This is a genomic window from Actinophytocola sp., from assembly GCF_050699935.1.
Taxonomy (GTDB): Bacteria; Actinomycetota; Actinomycetes; order Mycobacteriales; family Pseudonocardiaceae; genus Actinophytocola.
Window position 1 is genome coordinate 1 of sequence record NZ_JBOHGB010000152.1, and the last position, 17,056, is coordinate 17,056.

15 protein-coding genes are annotated in these 17,056 nt (G+C 73.6%); 9 read left to right on the forward strand and 6 right to left on the reverse strand.

Features of this window, described 5'->3' with window-relative positions; genetic code table 11:
* Together ACRDTB_RS31710 and ACRDTB_RS31715 are read right to left on the reverse strand one after the other, a co-directional pair.
* Positions 1-1,264: glycosyltransferase family 2 protein (locus tag ACRDTB_RS31710; RefSeq protein ID WP_431435877.1), on the reverse strand; the 1,264-nt coding region annotated here is incomplete at its 3' end.
* Between the two features lie 91 nt (positions 1,265-1,355).
* Positions 1,356-1,640, reverse strand: a complete 285-nt coding sequence (locus ACRDTB_RS31715; RefSeq protein ID WP_431435878.1) for a WhiB family transcriptional regulator — start codon at positions 1,638-1,640, stop codon at positions 1,356-1,358.
* 270 nt (positions 1,641-1,910) lie between these two features.
* Between ACRDTB_RS31715 and ACRDTB_RS31720 the strand changes: the two genes are divergently transcribed.
* The 4 genes from ACRDTB_RS31720 to ACRDTB_RS31735 are packed head-to-tail and all read left to right on the forward strand — an operon-like array spanning position 1,911 to position 5,518.
* Positions 1,911-2,690, forward strand: a complete 780-nt coding sequence (locus tag ACRDTB_RS31720) for a site-2 protease family protein (protein ID WP_431435879.1) — start codon at positions 1,911-1,913, stop codon at positions 2,688-2,690.
* A gap of 35 nt (positions 2,691-2,725) precedes the next feature.
* Complete coding sequence (gene cofD / locus ACRDTB_RS31725) at positions 2,726-3,709, forward strand: 2-phospho-L-lactate transferase (RefSeq protein WP_431435880.1); 984 nt, start codon at positions 2,726-2,728, stop codon at positions 3,707-3,709.
* The gene (locus tag ACRDTB_RS31730) at positions 3,645-4,922 is read left to right on the forward strand and encodes a coenzyme F420-0:L-glutamate ligase (protein WP_431435881.1); all 1,278 of its coding nucleotides are present in this window, start codon (positions 3,645-3,647) and stop codon (positions 4,920-4,922) included. Before cofD ends, ACRDTB_RS31730 begins: the two co-directional genes overlap by 65 nt.
* Positions 4,919-5,518, forward strand: a complete 600-nt coding sequence (locus tag ACRDTB_RS31735) for an NUDIX hydrolase (protein WP_431435882.1) — start codon at positions 4,919-4,921, stop codon at positions 5,516-5,518. Before ACRDTB_RS31730 ends, ACRDTB_RS31735 begins: the two co-directional genes overlap by 4 nt.
* Positions 5,519-5,822: 304 nt before the next feature.
* On the opposite strand, the gene ACRDTB_RS31740 is transcribed toward ACRDTB_RS31735, so the two are convergent.
* Positions 5,823-6,764: a DNA-3-methyladenine glycosylase family protein gene (locus tag ACRDTB_RS31740; protein WP_431435883.1), complete on the reverse strand. Its 942-nt coding sequence runs from the start codon at positions 6,762-6,764 to the stop codon at positions 5,823-5,825.
* A gap of 33 nt (positions 6,765-6,797) precedes the next feature.
* Between ACRDTB_RS31740 and ACRDTB_RS31745 the strand changes: the two genes are divergently transcribed.
* Complete coding sequence (locus ACRDTB_RS31745) at positions 6,798-7,913, forward strand: mannose-1-phosphate guanylyltransferase (RefSeq protein WP_431435884.1); 1,116 nt, start codon at positions 6,798-6,800, stop codon at positions 7,911-7,913.
* Positions 7,914-8,008: 95 nt separating this feature from the next.
* Positions 8,009-8,596 carry a hypothetical protein gene (locus tag ACRDTB_RS31750; protein WP_431435885.1) on the forward strand — a complete coding sequence of 196 codons (588 nt, stop codon included), beginning with the start codon at positions 8,009-8,011 and terminating at the stop codon, positions 8,594-8,596.
* 300 nt (positions 8,597-8,896) lie between these two features.
* Here the strand turns inward: ACRDTB_RS31750 and ACRDTB_RS31755 are convergent, their stop codons facing one another.
* The 3 genes from ACRDTB_RS31755 to ACRDTB_RS31765 all read right to left on the reverse strand — a co-directional run bounded on the left by ACRDTB_RS31755 (position 8,897) and on the right by ACRDTB_RS31765 (position 12,145).
* Positions 8,897-9,757, reverse strand: a complete 861-nt coding sequence (locus ACRDTB_RS31755) for a glycosyltransferase family 2 protein (RefSeq protein WP_431435886.1) — start codon at positions 9,755-9,757, stop codon at positions 8,897-8,899.
* 19 nt (positions 9,758-9,776) lie between these two features.
* Entirely contained in the window at positions 9,777-10,910 is a 1,134-nt protein-coding gene (locus tag ACRDTB_RS31760; protein ID WP_431435891.1) for a glycosyltransferase family 4 protein, read from the reverse strand.
* 104 nt (positions 10,911-11,014) lie between these two features.
* Positions 11,015-12,145 carry a glycosyltransferase family 4 protein gene (locus ACRDTB_RS31765; protein ID WP_431435887.1) on the reverse strand — a complete coding sequence of 377 codons (1,131 nt, stop codon included), beginning with the start codon at positions 12,143-12,145 and terminating at the stop codon, positions 11,015-11,017.
* Between the two features lie 24 nt (positions 12,146-12,169).
* Here ACRDTB_RS31765 and ACRDTB_RS31770 point away from each other — a divergent pair, with 24 nt between their 5' ends.
* Genes ACRDTB_RS31770 through ACRDTB_RS31780 form a run of 3 tightly spaced genes read left to right on the forward strand, consistent with a single transcriptional unit; the run spans position 12,170 to position 16,771 of the window.
* Positions 12,170-13,138, forward strand: coding sequence for a glycosyltransferase family 2 protein (locus ACRDTB_RS31770; protein WP_431435888.1), 969 nt, complete (start codon positions 12,170-12,172; stop codon positions 13,136-13,138).
* 50 nt (positions 13,139-13,188) lie between these two features.
* Complete coding sequence (locus ACRDTB_RS31775; RefSeq protein WP_431435889.1) at positions 13,189-15,699, forward strand: glycosyltransferase; 2,511 nt, start codon at positions 13,189-13,191, stop codon at positions 15,697-15,699.
* Entirely contained in the window at positions 15,692-16,771 is a 1,080-nt protein-coding gene (locus tag ACRDTB_RS31780; protein WP_431435890.1) for a glycosyltransferase family 4 protein, read from the forward strand. The genes ACRDTB_RS31775 and ACRDTB_RS31780 overlap by 8 nt, the downstream gene beginning before the upstream one ends.
* Positions 16,772-17,056 lie beyond the last annotated feature (285 nt).

Below are 17,056 nucleotides of genomic sequence, written 5' to 3' on the forward strand. Positions count from 1 at the left end.
GCCCGGCGGGACGCCGCGGCCGGCCGGACACGCCCGCCGGCAGCGCCTGCGGTCCGACCGGCAGGCGCGCCGGCTCCTCCTCCGCGGGCAGCAGGTCGGCCGTGTCGGGCAGCCGGCCGAGCGCCGCGTCCGCCTGCAGCCGGCGGCGGACGAGGTGTGCGGTGGCGGCCCGGACCGCGTTGCGCAGCCTGGTCAACCGGCTCGTGAACAGCCCGCGCACGCCATGCACCTCGACCCCGGTGCGGCGCTGGACCCGCGCCGCACGCAGCTGCGCGGCGCCGCCGAGCACGTAGCCGAGCGCGCGGACCTCCGCCCGGCACTCGTCGAGCCGGCGCTGCATCGCGAAGCCGAGCGCCCGCAGCAGGCACAGCATCGTGAGCCGGGGAATGCCGATCACGAACGACGGCGGGGAGCAGTTGACGAGGAACGCGCGCAGTCCCTGGGCGCGGTCCATGGTCCGCACCGAGCCGCGCAGTCCCGGGCCGCGGGCCTCCGCGCCGCGCAGCCTCGCGGGCATCGCGCGCACGTGCCGCATCCGCGCGGCCGGCACGCACAGCACCACCGCACCGAGCCGGTTGGCGCGCCAGCCGAAGTCGATGTCCTCGCGCAGCAAGGGAATCTCGGGGTCGAACCCGTCCAGCCGCTGCCACAGCTCGCGGCGGACCAGCATGCCGGCGGAGGGCACCGCGAGCACCTCGGTGCTCTGCCCGAACCCGTGCCCGCGCCCCCGCCGGCTCCAGTCCAGTTCGGACGGTCCGATGCCGGTCTGCCGGTGCCCGGAGGAATCGGTGGACAGGCCGGCCTCGACCACGAGCCGAGGGTCGTCCCAGTCCAGCGCGAGCGGGCCGAGCACGCAGGCCGAGGGGGACGCATCGGCCGCGGTCAGCAACGTGGCGAGGCAGTCGGGGCCGGGCGCGCAGTCGTCGTGCAGCACCCAGATCCACTCGTCATGCTGCTCGCCCCAGCGCTCCACCGCCACCGACACCGCGTCCCGCACGGCGGCGGCGAACCCCGTGCGGCGGTCGCGGGTGATCACCCCGTCGAGGACGCGGTCCTCGCCGTACGCGGCCTCGTCGAGCAGCCGCGGCGTGTCGTCGAGCGAGCCGGTGTCGACGGCCAGCACGTGCCTCGGTCGCGGCGCCGACGCCCGCAACGCCGCGAGCGCCTCCGGCAGCCACACCTCGCCGTCGTGGCAGACGAGTACGGCGAGGACTGGTGCGGTGCGCAGCACCGGGGTGCTACCGCGAGGGCCGTACCGAGGCATTGCCACAACATGCCATGAACGACGCTCCCACCACGTCGCGCACGCCGAACCCTATGTTGGATCGTGAAAATGTCTCGACGAGGTCACGCGCCTACCCGACGCGCTTCTTCAGCTTGCGCCGTTCGCGCTCCGACAGCCCGCCCCAGATTCCGAACCGCTCGTCGTGCGCGAGCGCGTACTCCAGGCACTCCGAGCGCACCTCGCACCCCTGACAGATGCGCTTGGCCTCCCTGGTCGACCCGCCCTTCTCGGGGAAGAACGCCTCGGGATCGGTCTGCGCGCACAGGGCGCGCTCCTGCCACTCCTGCTCCTCCGCGTCATCGAAGAGATCGGCGAGCACGCCGAGCTCGTCGACCGGCTGCTCCCCCCACTCCATGACACGACTCCCATCGGTTATGCCCTGCATCGTCATGTCCCGTCCGCCTCCTCGCCTTTCGCGCTCCCCGGGTTGGCGGACACCACTCACCATCTGGACCGGCGAATGACATCAATGTGATTACACCCGTGTAGTCGCGGCGCGTCAAGCCGGGTACCCGGCCGGGTGATGCCGTATGGGGCTCGCGCAACCGGCCCACCGCGTGCTCGCGTGCCGGGAAAACGACCGACCCGGCGGCGGAGTGTCCGTCAACCTTGGCAGACTCTGGGTGTGCAGCGATCAGCGGTCCGACCTTCGCCCGTGTTCCTCGCCATCCTCGCCGTGGCCGTCGCCGGTGGCCTGATCCTCTCCTTCGGCGTGGACACGGACACCTACAACCCGTTGGATCCCGGCGCCGCGGTGATGGCGGGCACGTTCCTCCTCGTGCTCGCCGGCTGGGGAGTCTCACTGTGCTTGCACGAGTTCGGTCACGCGATCGTGGCCTACCGCGGCGGGGACCGCGAGGTGTACTTCAAGGGCTACCTGACGCTGGACCCGCGCCGCTACACCGACCCGGTGTTCAGCCTGGTGCTGCCACTGCTGATCCTGGCGATCGGCGGCATCCCGCTGCCCGGCGGCGCGGTGTGGATCAACCACTACTCCCTGCGGTCCAAGGCGATCGACTCCATGGTCTCGCTCGCCGGACCGCTGTCGAACCTCGTGCTCGGCGGGCTGTTGATCGTCTCGATCGAGGCGTTCGACCCGAGCCTGCCGCTCGCCGGCGCGCTGTCGTTCCTCGCGCTGTTCCAGATCATGGCGTTCGTGCTGAACATGCTGCCGATCCCGGGACTGGACGGCTGGGGCGCGCTCGAGCCGCACCTGTCCCACGAGGCGCGGCGGTTCGGCGCCAAGGCCCGGCCGTGGGCGCCGCTGATCCTGTTCGCCTGCCTCATCGGCATCCCCGGCGTCAGCACGGTCTTCTTCGACATCTCGAACACCGTGTACGGCGCGGTCGGCGGGGACGAGTTCCTGTCGGCGGTCGGCAACCTGGCGTTCTTCTTCTGGCGCTGACGGGCGGTCGCCGCGCGCGTGCGAGGATCGCGGGCGTGAAGGTTGTGGTGGTGGCCGGCGGCGTCGGCGGGGCGCGGTTCCTGCTGGGGGTGAAGCACGCGCTGGGGCTGCCCGGCACCGAGTCGCGGCACGAGGTGACCGCGCTCGTGAACACCGGCGACGACGTGTGGCTGCACGGGCTGCGGATCTGCCCGGACCTGGACACGTGCATGTACACCCTGGGCGGGGGCATCGACACCGAGCGGGGCTGGGGCCGTACCGGCGAGACCTGGACGGTCAAGGACGAGCTCGCCGCGTACGACGCCGGCTCGGAGTGGTTCGGGCTGGGCGACAAGGACATCGCCACCCACTTGGTGCGTACCCGGATGCTGCGTGCCGGCTACCCGCTCTCCGCGGTGACCGAGGCGCTGTGCTCGCGCTGGCGGCCGGGCGTGCGGCTGCTGCCGATGTCCGACGACCGGGTGGAGACCCACGTGGTGGTCGACGATCCCGAGTCGGGCGAGCGGCGCGCGATCCACTTCGAGGAGTGGTGGATCCGCCACCACGCCGCGCTGACCGCGCACTCGATCGTGCCCATCGGCGCCGAGGAGGCCGTGCCGGCCCCGGGCGTGCTCGACGCGATCGCCGCCGCGGACGTGGTGCTGCTGGCGCCGTCGAACCCGGTGGTGAGCATCGGCACCGTGCTGTCCGTGCCCGGCGTGCGGACCGCGTTGGTGAAGACCGACGCGCGGATCGTCGGCGTCTCCCCGATCGTCGACGACCGGCCGGTACGCGGCATGGCCGACGCCTGCCTGGCCGCGATCGGCGTGGACACGACGGCCGAGGCGGTGGGCCGGCACTACGGTTCCCGCCGGCACTCGGCCGAGGGGCTGCTGGACGGCTGGCTGGTGCACACCGGCGACCCGGCGGTGGTGCCGGACGTCGAGGTGCGGGCCGTGCCGCTGCTGATGTCCGATGTGGACGCGACGGCGGAGATGGCGCGCGCCGCGTTCTCGCTGGCCGGGGTGTCCCTTGACTGACCGATCCGCTGACCACGCCGTGGCCCGCCTGGAGGTCCTGCCCGTCGAGGGGCTGCCGGAGTTCCGTCCCGGCGACGACCTGACCGCGGCGGTCGCCGAGGCGGCGCGCTGGCTGCGCTCGGGCGACATAGTGGTGGTGACCAGCAAGATCGTGTCCAAAGTGGAGGGAAGGCTCGTGCGGGTGCCGGCCGACCCGGAGGAGCGCGACCGGATCCGCCGCAAGCTGGTGTTCGACGAGTCGGTGCGGATCCTGGCCCGCCGCGCGCGCACGCTGATCACGGAGAACCACCTGGGCATCGTCCAGGCGGCGTCCGGCGTCGATGCGTCCAATGTGGCCGGTGACGAGCTGGCACTGCTGCCGGCGGACCCGGACGCGTCGGCGCTCGCGCTGCGCAACGGCCTGCGCGAGCGGCTCGGCGTGGAGGTGGCGGTGGTCGTCACGGACACGATGGGCCGGGCGTGGCGGGTGGGCCAGACGGACGTGGCGATCGGCTCGTCGGGGCTGCGCGTACTGCACGCGTACCGGGGTCGGGTCGACCGGCAGGGCAACGAGCTCGCGGTCACCGAGATCGCGGTGGCCGACGAGGTCGCGGGGGCGGCGGACCTGGTGAAGGGCAAGCTGGGCGCGGTGCCGGTGGCGGTCGTGCGGGGTCTCGAGATCGGCGACTCCGACGCCCGGGCGCGCGACCTGGTACGGCCGGTGGACGAGGACCTGTTCCGGCTGGGCACCGCGGAGGCCGTCGCGCTCGGCCGGCGCTCGTCGGCCCTGCTCCCCGCGGTGCGCTCGTTCGACGATGTGCAGGTGGACCCCGCCGTGCTGCGCTGGGCGGCCGGGGCGGCGCTGACCTCCTCCGGCGCGGATGACGTGCGGTTCGTGCACCTCGCGGACCGGGTTCGGCGCAAGCAGCTGCTGGACGAGGTCGCCGGCGAGGACGTGCTCTACGGGGCGACGGAGATCGTGCTGGCCTTCGCGGTGGGCTCCCGCACGGCGGCCACCGCGGCCGGCGCGGCCGTGCACGGCCTGCGGGTCGCGCTCGCGGCGGAGGGGCTCGGCTCGTGCCTGGTGCCGGTGTCCCACGCCGACCGGGTGCGCTCGCTGCTCGAGCTGCCGGACTCGTGGGAGCCGTTGGGCGCGGTCGCACTCGGCCACCCCCACGGCGAGATCGCGCACCGGCCCGAGCCCGACCCCGGCGACGGGTTCCTCCAGCGATGAGTGCGAGTGGGTCGGTGGCACAGGGCGTGCACGCGGACGCGGTGTCCGTGCTCGGGGACTGGCGGCCGGCCGCGCGCGGTCAGCGATCGCTGCGCGAGGCGTTCCTGGGTTTCCTGGCGGCGCGGCCGGACGCGTGCGCGCGGTCGTGCGAGCCCGGGCACCTCACGGCGTCGGCGCTGGTGCTCTCCGCGGACGGCACGCACGTGTTGCTGACGCTGCATCCGAGGGTCGGCGTGTGGCTGCAGCTGGGCGGGCACTGCGAGCCGTCGGACTCGACGCTGACGGGCGCGGCGCTGCGGGAGGCGGCGGAGGAGTCGGGCATCGAGGGCCTCACGATCGAGCCGGCCCCGGTGCACGTCGACGTCCACCCGATCACGTGCTCCCTGGGCGTCCCGACCCGCCACTTCGATGTCCGGTTCGTGGTGCACGCCCCGCCGGACGCGGAGCCGGTGCGCAGCGACGAGTCCCTGGACCTACGCTGGTGGCCCGTCGACGACCTGCCCGACCCGAACGGCGCCAACGGCCTGGCGGAGATGCTCGGAGCGGCCGGCTACCTACCCACCCCCACCCCCACCCCCACCCCCACCCCGGCCTGACCCAAGCACCCGAGCCCTCCATCCACAACCCACCCACCTGTCCACAAGTCGATCTTGCCCCTCGGCCCTGTCAGCCCCCGCCGGTAGACTGGCGTGGTGGGGTGGCCCCCGGAGAGGGTGGGGGCCGCGGATCACGGTGTGGGCGTGCGCGTGAGGCTGGCGGGTCGGGGGCTGCGGCTCCGCGAGGCCGGCGGGTCGGGGTTGTGGGCCGGGCGGGCTGGCGGAGTCGGTGGGGTCTCGATGGTGGCCGGCGCGTCGTGTGGCCAGGGTCGACTTGTGTCCGATGTAGACAGACCGGCGGCGCTCACATCTCGCGGTAGTCGCGTGGGGAGAACCTCGGGCCGAAGCGGGGGCGGGAGACGCCGGCGGCCTCCAGGTAGCGCACCACGCGGTGCCGGTGCGGTGCGTACGGGGCCAGCACCTCGAGCATGCCCACGTCGTCGAGTTTCCGGCCCAACAGGGCGTATCCGACGATGCTCGGGATGTGGAAGTCGCCCACGCTGATCGCGTCCGCGTCGCCCCACGCGCGCTGTGCCACCTCCGCCGCGGTCCAGAAGCCGATGCCCGGCACCGTGCGCAGCAGGTCCCGGCCCGGCTTGCCCCGCAGCGTCGCGGCCCGCTCCAGGCGGTGCGCCGCATGCGCCGCCGCCACGAGCGCGCGCCGGCGGGCACCGTCCACGCCGGCCCGGTGCCACTCCCAGTCGGCGATCGACAGGATCGCGCGCGGCGTCGGCGGCACCCGCATCCCGTCCGGCACGGGCCCGGGCGCCGGCTCGCCGAACCGGCGGCACAGGTCCCGCCACGACCGGCGCGCCTCGTAGCCGGTCACCTTCTGCTCCAGGATCGACGGCACCAGCAGGTCCCACACCCGCCCCGTCGACCCGAGCCGCAGCGCCGGCATCCGCCTGCGCAGGTCGGCGACGAGTGGGTGGTGCGCGGTGAAGTCCGAGTCGTCGTCGTGCGCGCCCAGTAACGCCGGCACGCCGTCCAGCAGCGCCGTTGCACCGGGCCCCCACGCGGACGCCCGCACCTCGCCACCCGGGCGGCGCAGCGCGAGCGTGCCCGGACCGTCCCGCGTGTTGGCGGCCAGCCAGGTCACGCCGTCCTCGGTGCGGCGGAACGCGGGATCGGCGTACCCGCGGCGCAACGGCGCGAGCACCCCGGCGACGTCCAGCGGGAAGGCCGGGGTGAACGCACGCTCCGCAGGCTCGCTCTGTGCCGATGGCTCGCTCGCAGGCTCGCTCACGGGAACCGACCGTACCCCGGATATCGTCTGCGGATGAGCTCGACCGACTTGCACATGGTGGTGCCCGCGGGGGGCAGCGGCACCCGGCTGTGGCCGCTCTCCCGCGCCGCGAACCCGAAGTTCCTGCACGCGCTCACCGGCACCGACCGTTCGCTGCTGCAGGCGACCTTCGACCGCCTGGCGCCGATGTGCACGCCCGAGCGCCTGCTGGTGGTCACCGGCACCGCGCACGCCACGTCGGTCATCCGCCAGCTGCCCGAGCTGCCCGAACGCAACATCCTCGTCGAGCCGTTCGCCCGTGACTCGTGCGCCGCGATCGCGCTCGCGGCGGCGGTCATCGAGGAACGCAGCCCCGGCGCGGTGATGGCGTCCTTCGCCGCGGACCACCTGATCACGAACACCGCCGCGTTCACCGACACCGTCCGGCACGCGGTCGAAGGAGCCGCGGCCGGCAAGCTGATGACGATCGGCATCACGCCGACCCGACCCGAGACCGGGTACGGCTACCTGCGGCTCGGCGAGCCGGCCGAGGCCGGAACCGTGCGAACTGTATTGGAGTTCAAGGAGAAGCCGTCGGCCGAGGTGGCGGAGTCCTACGTCGCGTCCGGGCGGTACCTGTGGAACGCGAGCATGTTCCTGTGGCGCACGGACGTCTTCCTCGCCGAGCTCGCCGCGCGCCGGCCGGACGTGCACGATCCGATCCGGACGATCGCGCGGGCGTGGGACGGCGACGAGCAGGAGACCGTGCTGGCCGAGGCGTGGCCGACGGTCCCGAAGGTCGCCGTCGAGTACGCGGTCATGGAGCCGGCGGCCGCGGAGGGCAAGGTCGCCACGGTGCCGGGCGCCTTCGGCTGGAACGACATCGGGGACTTCGAGACCCTCGGTGACCTGCTGGGCAAGGATATCGAGGGCGGCGGGCGCGTGGTGGACGTGACGGGTCTGGCCGAGTCCCCGCCGGTCGTCGTGGTCGACGGTGACGGCGTCATCGCGGTGCCGTGCTCCTCGCGGGTGATCGCGACGCTCGGCGTGGCGGACCTGATCGTCGTCGACACGGCGGACGCGGTGCTGGTATGCCGGCGGGATCGGGCGCAGGACATCAAGAAGCTCACCGAACTGCTGCGCGAGAAGGGCTACGTGGCGCACATGTGAGAAAGATCGTTTTCGGTTCTCCTGCTGACGCGGGGGGCCGGGAGGGAATACGCTGGGGCACGACATCCACACGGCGCGCAGGGAGTGGTCGAGGTATGGACCCCCGTGAACGGGCTGACACCGCACTGGCGAAAGCCCGGGCGCGAGGCGCATTCGTGGTGACGCCGGAAAGCGCCGTCTCACCCATGGACGCCGCGAGCACGCTGCAGATTCCGCGGGTCATGGTCAGCTCCAACGACGAGCGTGGCGACGACCCGGACTCGACGTTGGTGGTGCCGCGCTCCGGGGGGCCGGCGGAGAACATCCCGGCGATCGCGCAGGAGGCGATGACCGACGTGGTCAGCTCGCCGCCCGGGATCCGCTCGCGCCAGCGGCGCATCGAACACGCGCGCGCCCAGAGCATCGCCGCCCGCCAGCAGAAGATGGACACCCGCCCGAAGCCGGACGCGCACCAGTCGAACGCCGACCAGCCGACGCAGCCCACGCAGGTGGCACCGGACACGCGGCAGCCGACGCCGGACGCCCACAGGGAATCGGACATCCGCCAGCCGGAGGCGCGGCAGCAGGAGCCGGAGAGCACGTCGGCGCCCGCGCAGAAGACGGAGGAACTGGACGGCCTGATCCCGACGACGAAAGAGCCGCCCACCGGCACCGGAAGCCTTTCCCAGCGCCTGGACGGCTGACCCCAGCGCGAGACCTCGCGCGGGCACGCCGAGCCTCGCGGGTGTGGCCTCCGGCCCCCCGAAAACCAGCGTACCGGCGGAAACCGACAAGTCCCGCGTGCGCCCGCGAATCTGTGGACAGCCACTCGACTTGTGGACAACCGCGAGGGGGTCCCCCTGATTCCAGCCTAGCGGGACGGGCCGACATTTTCGGGCGGCGCGGAGTAGGGCTGTGGACAACGTCCCGGGGAGCCCCCGATTTCCAGACTACCGGCGCACACCGACGAAATCGGGCGCCTTGGGTGGCGGCTGTGGACGGGCTCAGGACTTCCGGGGCTCCAGCTTCAACCGCACGGCGAGCCCGGCGCGGACGGCCCAGCGCACCGGTGCCCACTGCCAGCCCCGGTGCCGGTCGGCGATGTACCGGTACGCGCTGGCGTGGTGTGCCGCCAGCATCGCGTCCGACGCGCGAGCCGTGGAGTGGCCCTGGATGTGCACCACCTCGGCCGACGGCACGTAGATGTTCTGCCATCCCGCCCGGCCCAGGCGGTCGCCGAGGTCGACGTCCTCGAAGTACATGAAGTAGCGCGGGTCGAAACCGTCCACCGAGTCGAACGCCGACCGGCGCACCAGCAGGCACGAGCCGGACAGCCAGCCGGCGGTCCGCTCGGCCACCGACGTGTCCGTCTGCTTGTACGCGCGCGTCCACGGGTTCCCCCGCCAGACCCGGCCGGCGACCGCGTGACCGATGCCCCGGCCGAGCGACGGGACCAGCCGGGCCGACGGGTACACCGCCCCGTTCGGCTCCTTGATCAACGGGCCGAACGAACCGCCGCGTGGCCACCGGGATGCCGCGTCCAGCAACGTGTCCAGCGCGCCGTCGCCCCACTCGACGTCCGGGTTCGCCACCACGATCCAGCCGTACGACGGGTCGAGGGAGGCGACGCCGCGGTTCGCCGCGGTGCCGTAGCCGAGGTTGCCGCCGGTGCGCACGAGCGTCACGTTCTCCCGCTCCGCGGCCGCCCGCTCGGGCGCGCCGTCGGTGGAACCGTTGTCCGCCAACACCACGTGCACCGGCCGCTCGGTGGCCTTCGCCAGCGTGTCCAAACACCGGTCGAGGGTTTCGCCCGGCGAGTAGGTCACGATGACAACGGCCAGCTCAGAGCCATATTCGGCAGACACGGGCACCTATTCTGCACGGTCAGCGACCACGGCGATGAACCCGGTGCGCCCGCGCGTACGCGGCCCGGTGCCCCTCCGCGCTCGTCAGCCACGAGAACTCCTTCGCCCGCCGCTGCGCCGCCGCGGCCAGCCCGGACCGCAGGCCGGCGTCGTCCAGCAGCTCCGTCAGCGCCGCCGCGATGTCCCCCGCGCCGACCCCGCAGTACGCCACCGCGTCGCCGCCGACCTCGGGCAGCGCCAGCCGCCGCGTGGTCAGCACGCACGCCCCGCACGCCATCGCCTCCAGCACCGGCAGGCCGAAGCCCTCGCCCAGCGACGGGTACGCGACCAGCTCCGAACCGCCGAGGAACCCGGCGAGGTTGTCGAACGGCAGGTAGCCGGCGCGGATGACCCGCAGCCGGTGCGGCACGTCGTCCAGCGCGCGCTCCACCTGGCGGTCCCAGCCCGGCTGGCCGGCGAGGACCAGCGCGGGCGGGCACTCGCGGCCCCGGCACGCCTCCGCGAACCCGCGGATCAGCGCCGGCACGTTCTTGCGCGGCTCGAGCGCCCCGAGGAACGCCACGTACGGCTCGTCCGCCCCGAGCCCGACGAGCGACCGCGCCGCCACGACCTCCTCGGCCGTCGGCAGGTGGAACCGCTCGCTGTCCACGCCGTGCTGGATGATCTCCATCCGGCGGACGTCCGCGCGCGCCACCCGGGCGAGCTCGGCGGCGGTCGCGGCCGACGGCACCACGCACAGCGAGGCACGGGCCAGCGCCGTACGGGTCCACGCCCGGAAGAACCGGGCCTTGATCGAGTGGTGCAGCATCGCGTCGGTGAAGAACGTCGCGTCGTGCAGGGTGACCACCGACGCCGCCGGGTTCGCGAGCGCGGTCGTGTAGTGCGGCGAGTGGAGCACGTCCACGCCCAGCCGTCGCACCAGCCGCGGCAAGGTGGTCTGCTCCCAGGTCAGCCGCGCGGTGCGGGTGGCGTTGGACTCCGAGGTCGGCACGACCCGCGAGCTCGGCGCGAGCCGGCCGTAGAGCTCCACGTCGCGCGGCTGGCACACCACGGTGATCGCGGCGCCGTCCGAGTCCAGCGCGAACACCAGGGAGTCGACGTACCGTCCGACGCCGCCACGATCCGCGGGCACGGCGGTCGCGTCGATCAGCACGCGCGGTTCGGACACGTGAGCAGACTACGACCGCGCGCGTCGCGGCCTGGCACGACCGGGTGAAAAACCTACGAAAACCACTACCGGACCCATCACCGGACCCGCTATCGGGCGCTGGCCATGTCGAAGAACCGGGTGTGCAGGCGCCACAGCTCGGTGGCCGCCTGGTGCCAGGTGAACGCGCCGGCCCGCAGCCGCCCCTGCTCGACCCGCCGCCGCGTGCCCGGACCGTCGTCGAGCACCGCACTCAGCGTCGCGGCCAGCGTCCGCGCGTCGTCGCGGGGCACCACCACCCCGGCGTCACCGGCCACCTCGACCAGCGCCGGCACGTCCGAGTGCACCACCGGGGTGCCCACCGCCAGCGCCTCCAGCACCGGCAGCCCGAACCCCTCCGCGCGGCTCGGCACGGCCAGCACCGCCGCGCAACGCAGCACGACCGCGAGGTCGGTGTCGCTGATCCGACCCAGCACCCGCAGCCGCCCGTCGGCCAGCCCGTGCTTCTCGGCGAGCGCGGTCAGGTCGACCTCGCCCCAGCCACGCGGACCCACGACGACCAGCGGCAGGTCCGGCGCGTACGGCTTGGCCATCGCCTCGATCAGCACGTCGAGGCCCTTGCGCGGCTCGACCGTGCCGACCGCGAGCACATAGGCGTCCGGCAGCTCCAGGCCGACCGACGTGGCGTGCACCTGCGCCTGCTGGACCTCGGTGCGGAACGCCGCGGGCACCCCGTGCGGGATGACGGCGACCGTGGCCGGACCGGGCGCGTGCTCGGCGAGCTCCTCGGCGACCGCGACCGTCGGCACGACGATCGCGTTCGCACGCTGCGCGGCCCGCTTGATCATGGCCTGGTGCCAGGCCGCGCCGCGCCGGGTCAGCGTCTCGGGATGGGTGAACGGCACCGTGTCGTGCACCGTCACCACCATGCACCGGCCGCGCCTGGGGGCCGGCGGCGCGAGCGGGGTCGGCGCGTGCACCGCGTCGCCGCCGGGCCACAGGTGCACGCCGCGCTCCCACAGGGCGGTGAGCGCGCGGCGCGGCAGCGGCAGCGCGCGCGGGCCGGCCACGCCGGACACGTCGGCGGCCGACAGGTCGCGGTGGGTCGCGGTGACACCGGCGACGGTCCAGGTAGGCGGGGCGCTCTCGGCCATCGCGACGACGAGCTCGCGCGTGTAGCGCCCCGTCCCGCCCGGGACGGGAGCCAGCAGCTGCTCGGTGAGCACGACGAGCTCGGGCACGGGCACAGAGTACGGTCGACCGCCGTGACCACCGGGAACGACACGGCGCGAACGACGATCGTCGTCATCACGTGGCGCGGTGCGCAGCACATCACGGCGTGCCTCGACGCCGTCGCCACGCAGACCCGTGCGCACCGGATCCTGGTGGTGGACAACGCATCCGACGACGGCACGGCCGACCTGCTCGCCGCCCACCCGTCCCGGCCGGCGGTCACCCGGCTCCCGGCGAACACCGGCTACGCGGGCGGGCTCGCCGCCGCCCTGCCCGAGGTCGGCACCGAGCTCGTGGCCTGGCTCAACGACGACACCGTGCCCCGGCCGGACTGGCTGGCCCGGCTCGAGGACGCGCTCGACGCCGACCCGGCGGCGGCCGCGGCGAGCGCGCGGATGGAGTCGGCCGACGGCGAGCCGATCTCGCTGGGCGTCATCCTGACCGGCCGCGGGTACGGCAGCGACATCAACACCGACTTGACCGAGCCCACGGACGTGTTCGGCTTCTGCGGCGGCGCGGCACTGCTGCGCACGGCCGAGCTGGTGGCCGCGGGCGGCGTGCCGGCCCGGTTCTTCTGCTACTACGAGGACACCGACACCTCGTGGCGGCTGCGGCTGCGCGGCCGGAGCGTGCTCGCGGTGCCCGAGGCGCGGGTGGTCCACCGGCACGGCGCGAGCTCCCGGCCCGGCTCGCGGGAGTTCCACCGATGGAACGAGCGCAACCGGCTCTACATGCTGATCCGCTGCGCCCCGGCGGCCGTGGCGGTGCGCGAGTGCGCGCGGTTCGCCGCGCTCACCGCGGTCCTGCCGCTGCGCCGCCTGCTCGGCGGGCCCGTGCCGGCGGCGTGGAACTTCCGCACCGGGCTTCGCCTGCGGGTCCTGGGCGAGGTGCTGGGCCGGCTGGTCCCGCTGGCCCGCGAGCGCCGCGCGGTCGCCCGGCGGGCGACGGTGCCGCGCGCCGCGGTGTGGCAGGTGGTGAATTCGACGGGTTACCGTTCGTGACGTGATGTGATAGGGCAGGCTAACGCTCACCACCACCACAAGGAGCGCGCGTGCCCGAACCGGCGCATCGACCGGCCGTCTCGGTGATCGTGGTCAACTACCGCGGCGCCGAGGACACCATCGCCTGCCTGCGCGCGCTGCGCGACGAGCTGGACTACCCCGCCGAGCTGCTGCAGGTCGTCTGCGTGGACAACGACTCGCGCGACGGCGGCGCCGAGCGGATCGCCCGCGAGCCCGGGGTCCAGGTCGTCGAGGCCGGCGCCAACCTCGGCTTCGCCGGCGGCTGCGACCTCGGCGCCGCGCACGCCACCGGCACCGTACTCGCCTTCCTCAACAACGACGCCCGCCCGCACGCCGACTGGGTGTCCGCGGCCGTCGAGGTGCTGCGTGCCGAGCCGACGGTCGCCGCGGTCGCCAGCAAGGTGCTCGACTGGGACGGCGAGGTCATCGACTTCGTGGACGCCGGGCTGACCTGGTTCGGCATGGGCTACAAGCGTCACGCGGGCGAGCCGGACACCGGCGAGCACGACGTCCCGCGCGACGTGCTGTTCGCGACCGGCTCGGCGATGTTCGTGCGCGCGAGCGTGTTCCGCGAGCTGGGCGGGTTCGACGAGCGGTTCTTCATGTTCTACGAGGACGTCGACCTCGGCTGGCGACTGAACCTGCGCGGCTGGCGGGTGCGCTACGAGCCGCGCTCGCTGGCGTTCCACCGCCACCACGCCTCGATGTCCAAGGTGGACTCGGCGGACAACGCGCGCGAGCTGTACCTACTGGAGCGCAACGCGCTCGCGGCGCTGTACAAGAACGCCTCCGACGCCACCCTCGCCAGGGCGCTGCCCGCCGCGCTGGCCCTGTGCGTGCGCCGGGCCACCGCCCGCGGCGAGGTCGACCCGACACAGCTGGAGATCGGCCGCCCGAACACCGGTTCGTCCACAGTGGAGGTTCCGCGGGCCACGCTCGCGGGGCTGTTGGCGATCGACCAGTTCGTCGAGCTGCTGCCATCGCTCAAGGCCGCCCGCGAGGTCGAGCAGGCCGCCCGGATGCGCTCGGACGCGGACCTGCTTCCCCTGCTGCGCAACGCGATGGAGCCCGCCTACCCGCTGCCCCGCTACCTCGCCGCGCACGACGTGCTGGTCGACGTGTTCGGGCTGGAGGAGGCGTTCGGCGGGCGCCGGCGAATCCTGGTGATCACCGGTGACGCGATCTCCGAGAAGATGGCCGGGCCGGCGATCCGCGCGTGGAACATGGCCGACGTGCTGGCCGCGGAGCACGACGTCCGGCTGGTCACGGTGAACCCGACGTGCGCGCCGCCCGACGCGGCCTTCGCCGTGCTGCGCGCGCGCCGCCGCGAGCTCACCCCGCACGTCGACTGGGCCGACGTGGTGATCCTGCAGGGCCATGCGCTCGAGCTCGTGCCGGAGCTGAAGAAGGCAAGCTCCACCAAGATCGTCGTCTGCGACATCTACGACCCGATGCACCTGGAGCTGCTGGAGCAGGGCAAGGACGACACGGACGAGCAGCGCGAGCTGGACCTGGTCGGCGTCACCAAGGTGCTCAACACGCAGCTGGAGCGCGGCGACTTCTTCGTGTGCGCGTCCGAGCGACAGCGGCACTTCTGGCTCGGCCACCTGACCGCGCTCGGCAGGCTCACCCCGGCCCTGTACGACAGCGACCCGACGGTCCGCTCGCTGCTCGCGGTCGCGCCGTTCGGGCTGCCGGGCAAGCCGCCGCAGCAGAGCTTCTCGCCGATCAAGGGCACGCTCGGCGACATCGCGCGGGCCGACAAGGTGATCCTGTGGGCGGGGGGCGTGTACAGCTGGTTCGACCCGCTGACGCTGCTGCGCTCGGTCGACCTGCTCGCCCGGCGGCACGGCGACGTCCGGCTCGTGTTCCTCGGCATGCGCCACCCGAACCCCGAGGTGCCGGATATGGGCATCGGCGGCCAGACCCGGCTGCTCGCGCACCGGCTCGGGCTGACCGACCGGCACGTGTTCTTCAACGAGACGTGGGTGCCCTACCACGAGCGGCAGAACTGGCTGCTGGACGCGGACTGCGGCGTCACCACGCACTACGAGCACGTGGAGACCACGTTCGCGTTCCGTACCCGGGTGCTCGACTACCTGTGGGCCGGCCTGCCCATTGTCACCACCGACGGCGACGCGTTCGCCGACCTGGTACGCACCGAGCGGCTCGGCGTCGTGGTGCCGGCCGAGGACGCCGAGGCGCTCGCGGACGCGCTGGAGCGGGTGCTCTACGACGAGGAGTTCGCCCGCGCGGCGCGTGAGCGGATCGCCGTGGTGCGCGAGCGGTTCACCTGGGAGACCGTGCTCGCGCCGCTGGTCTCCTTCTGCCGCAACCCGGTTCCGGCCACGGACCGGCTGCCGGGCGCGGCGCCGCTGGTGGGGAACAGGCCGCTGCGCGTCGGCGAGGTCGTGCGCCGCGACCTCGACCTCGTGAAGTCCTATTTGGACGCGGGCGGGCCGGGCGAGCTCATCAGACGCGCGGCCGGGCGGGTCCGCCGCCTCGCGGCGGAGCGCTGGAAGGGCCGGCGCGATGGTTAGGCCGGTTCGGGTGTTGCTGGACGGTACCCCGCTGCTCGGCAACCGGACCGGCATCGGCCGCTACACCGCCGCCCTCGCCGAGGAGCTCGCCTCGATGTCCGATGTGGACATGCGCGCCGTGGCGTTCACGTTGCGTGGCTGGCGAAAGCTGCGCAAGGTTCTGCCGCACGGGTCGCGGGCGCGCGGCATGCCGGTGTCCGCGCGGCTGCTGCGCCGCTGCTGGCTGCGGGCGCCGTTCCCCCCGGTCGAGCTGTTCGCCGGGTTCACCGACATCGTGCACGGCACGAACTTCGTGCTCCCCGCGGCGCTTCGCGCGAAGGGCGTGCTGACCATCCACGACCTCGCGTTCCTCGACGCCCCGGACGAGCTGGCCCCGAGCGACGCCGAACTGCCGCGCCTCGTGGCCCGCTCCGCCGAGCGGGCGGCGGTCGTGCTGACGCCGACGCGCGCGGTCGCGGACGTCACCGCGGAGCGGCTCGGCGTCGACCCGGGAAAGATCGTGGTGACGCCGCTGGGCGTGGACCTGGCCTGGTTCACCGCGCGGCCGCCGAGCGAGGCGCTGCGCAGGCGGATCGGGCTGCCGAAGTCGTACCTGCTGTTCGTGGGCGGCGCGGGCCCGCGCAAGGCGCTGGGCTGGCTGCTGAAGGCGCACGAGGCCACCGCGGACCTGCCGCCGCTGGTGCTCGCCGGCCCCGGCCACAACCGCCGCGACGAGCATGTCCGGTCCATCGGCTACCTGTCCGATGTAGACCTCCGCTCGGTGGTCGCGGGGGCCGCCGCACTGGTGCTGCCCTCGCGCGAGGAGGGCTTCGGCCTGCCGGTCCTCGAGGCGATGGCGTGCGACGTGCCGGTGGTGTGCTCGGACTTGGCGGCCCTACGGGAGATCTCCGGCGGCCACGCGAGCCTGGTCCCGTTCGGCGACGTGGAGGCGATGGGCGCGGCCCTCACGGCGGCGCTGGCGACCCCTCCGACCCCGGCGACGCTGGCGGACCGTCGCGCCCACGCGGCGGAGTTCACCTGGCGCCGCACCGCGGAGCTGACCGTGTCCGCCTACCGCCGCGCCTTGGCCTAACACCCACCCCCGCGAGTCCCCCACTCCCGCACGCGAGGTCCACTCGGAACTCGCGAGTTGGCACTCCGGACCCGCGTGCCCAAACGCCTCCAGCCCCGCGTGCCCGCAGAACCCGCGAGTCCAACCCTCAGATCCCGCGAGTCCAACCCTCAGAACCCGCGAGTCCAACCCTCAGAACCCGCGAGTCCAACCCTCAGAACCCGCGAGTCCAACCCTCAGAACCCGCGAGTCCAACCCTCAGAACCCGCGAGTCCAACCCTCAGAACCCGCGAGTCCAACGCTCCG

What these genes read in the sequence shown, in the direction of transcription:
- ACRDTB_RS31715 (WP_431435878.1), bottom strand. Translation starts at nt 1,640, where the DNA reads ATGGAGTGGGGGGAGCAGCCGGTCGACGAGCTCGGCGTGCTCGCCGAT.
- ACRDTB_RS31730 (WP_431435881.1), top strand. Translation starts at nt 3,645, where the DNA reads ATGTGGACGCGACGGCGGAGATGGCGCGCGCCGCGTTCTCGCTGGCCG.
- ACRDTB_RS31735 (WP_431435882.1), top strand. Translation starts at nt 4,919, where the DNA reads ATGAGTGCGAGTGGGTCGGTGGCACAGGGCGTGCACGCGGACGCGGTG.
- ACRDTB_RS31745 (WP_431435884.1), top strand. Translation starts at nt 6,798, where the DNA reads ATGAGCTCGACCGACTTGCACATGGTGGTGCCCGCGGGGGGCAGCGGC.
- ACRDTB_RS31750 (WP_431435885.1), top strand. Translation starts at nt 8,009, where the DNA reads ATGGACCCCCGTGAACGGGCTGACACCGCACTGGCGAAAGCCCGGGCG.
- ACRDTB_RS31780 (WP_431435890.1), top strand. Translation starts at nt 15,692, where the DNA reads ATGGTTAGGCCGGTTCGGGTGTTGCTGGACGGTACCCCGCTGCTCGGC.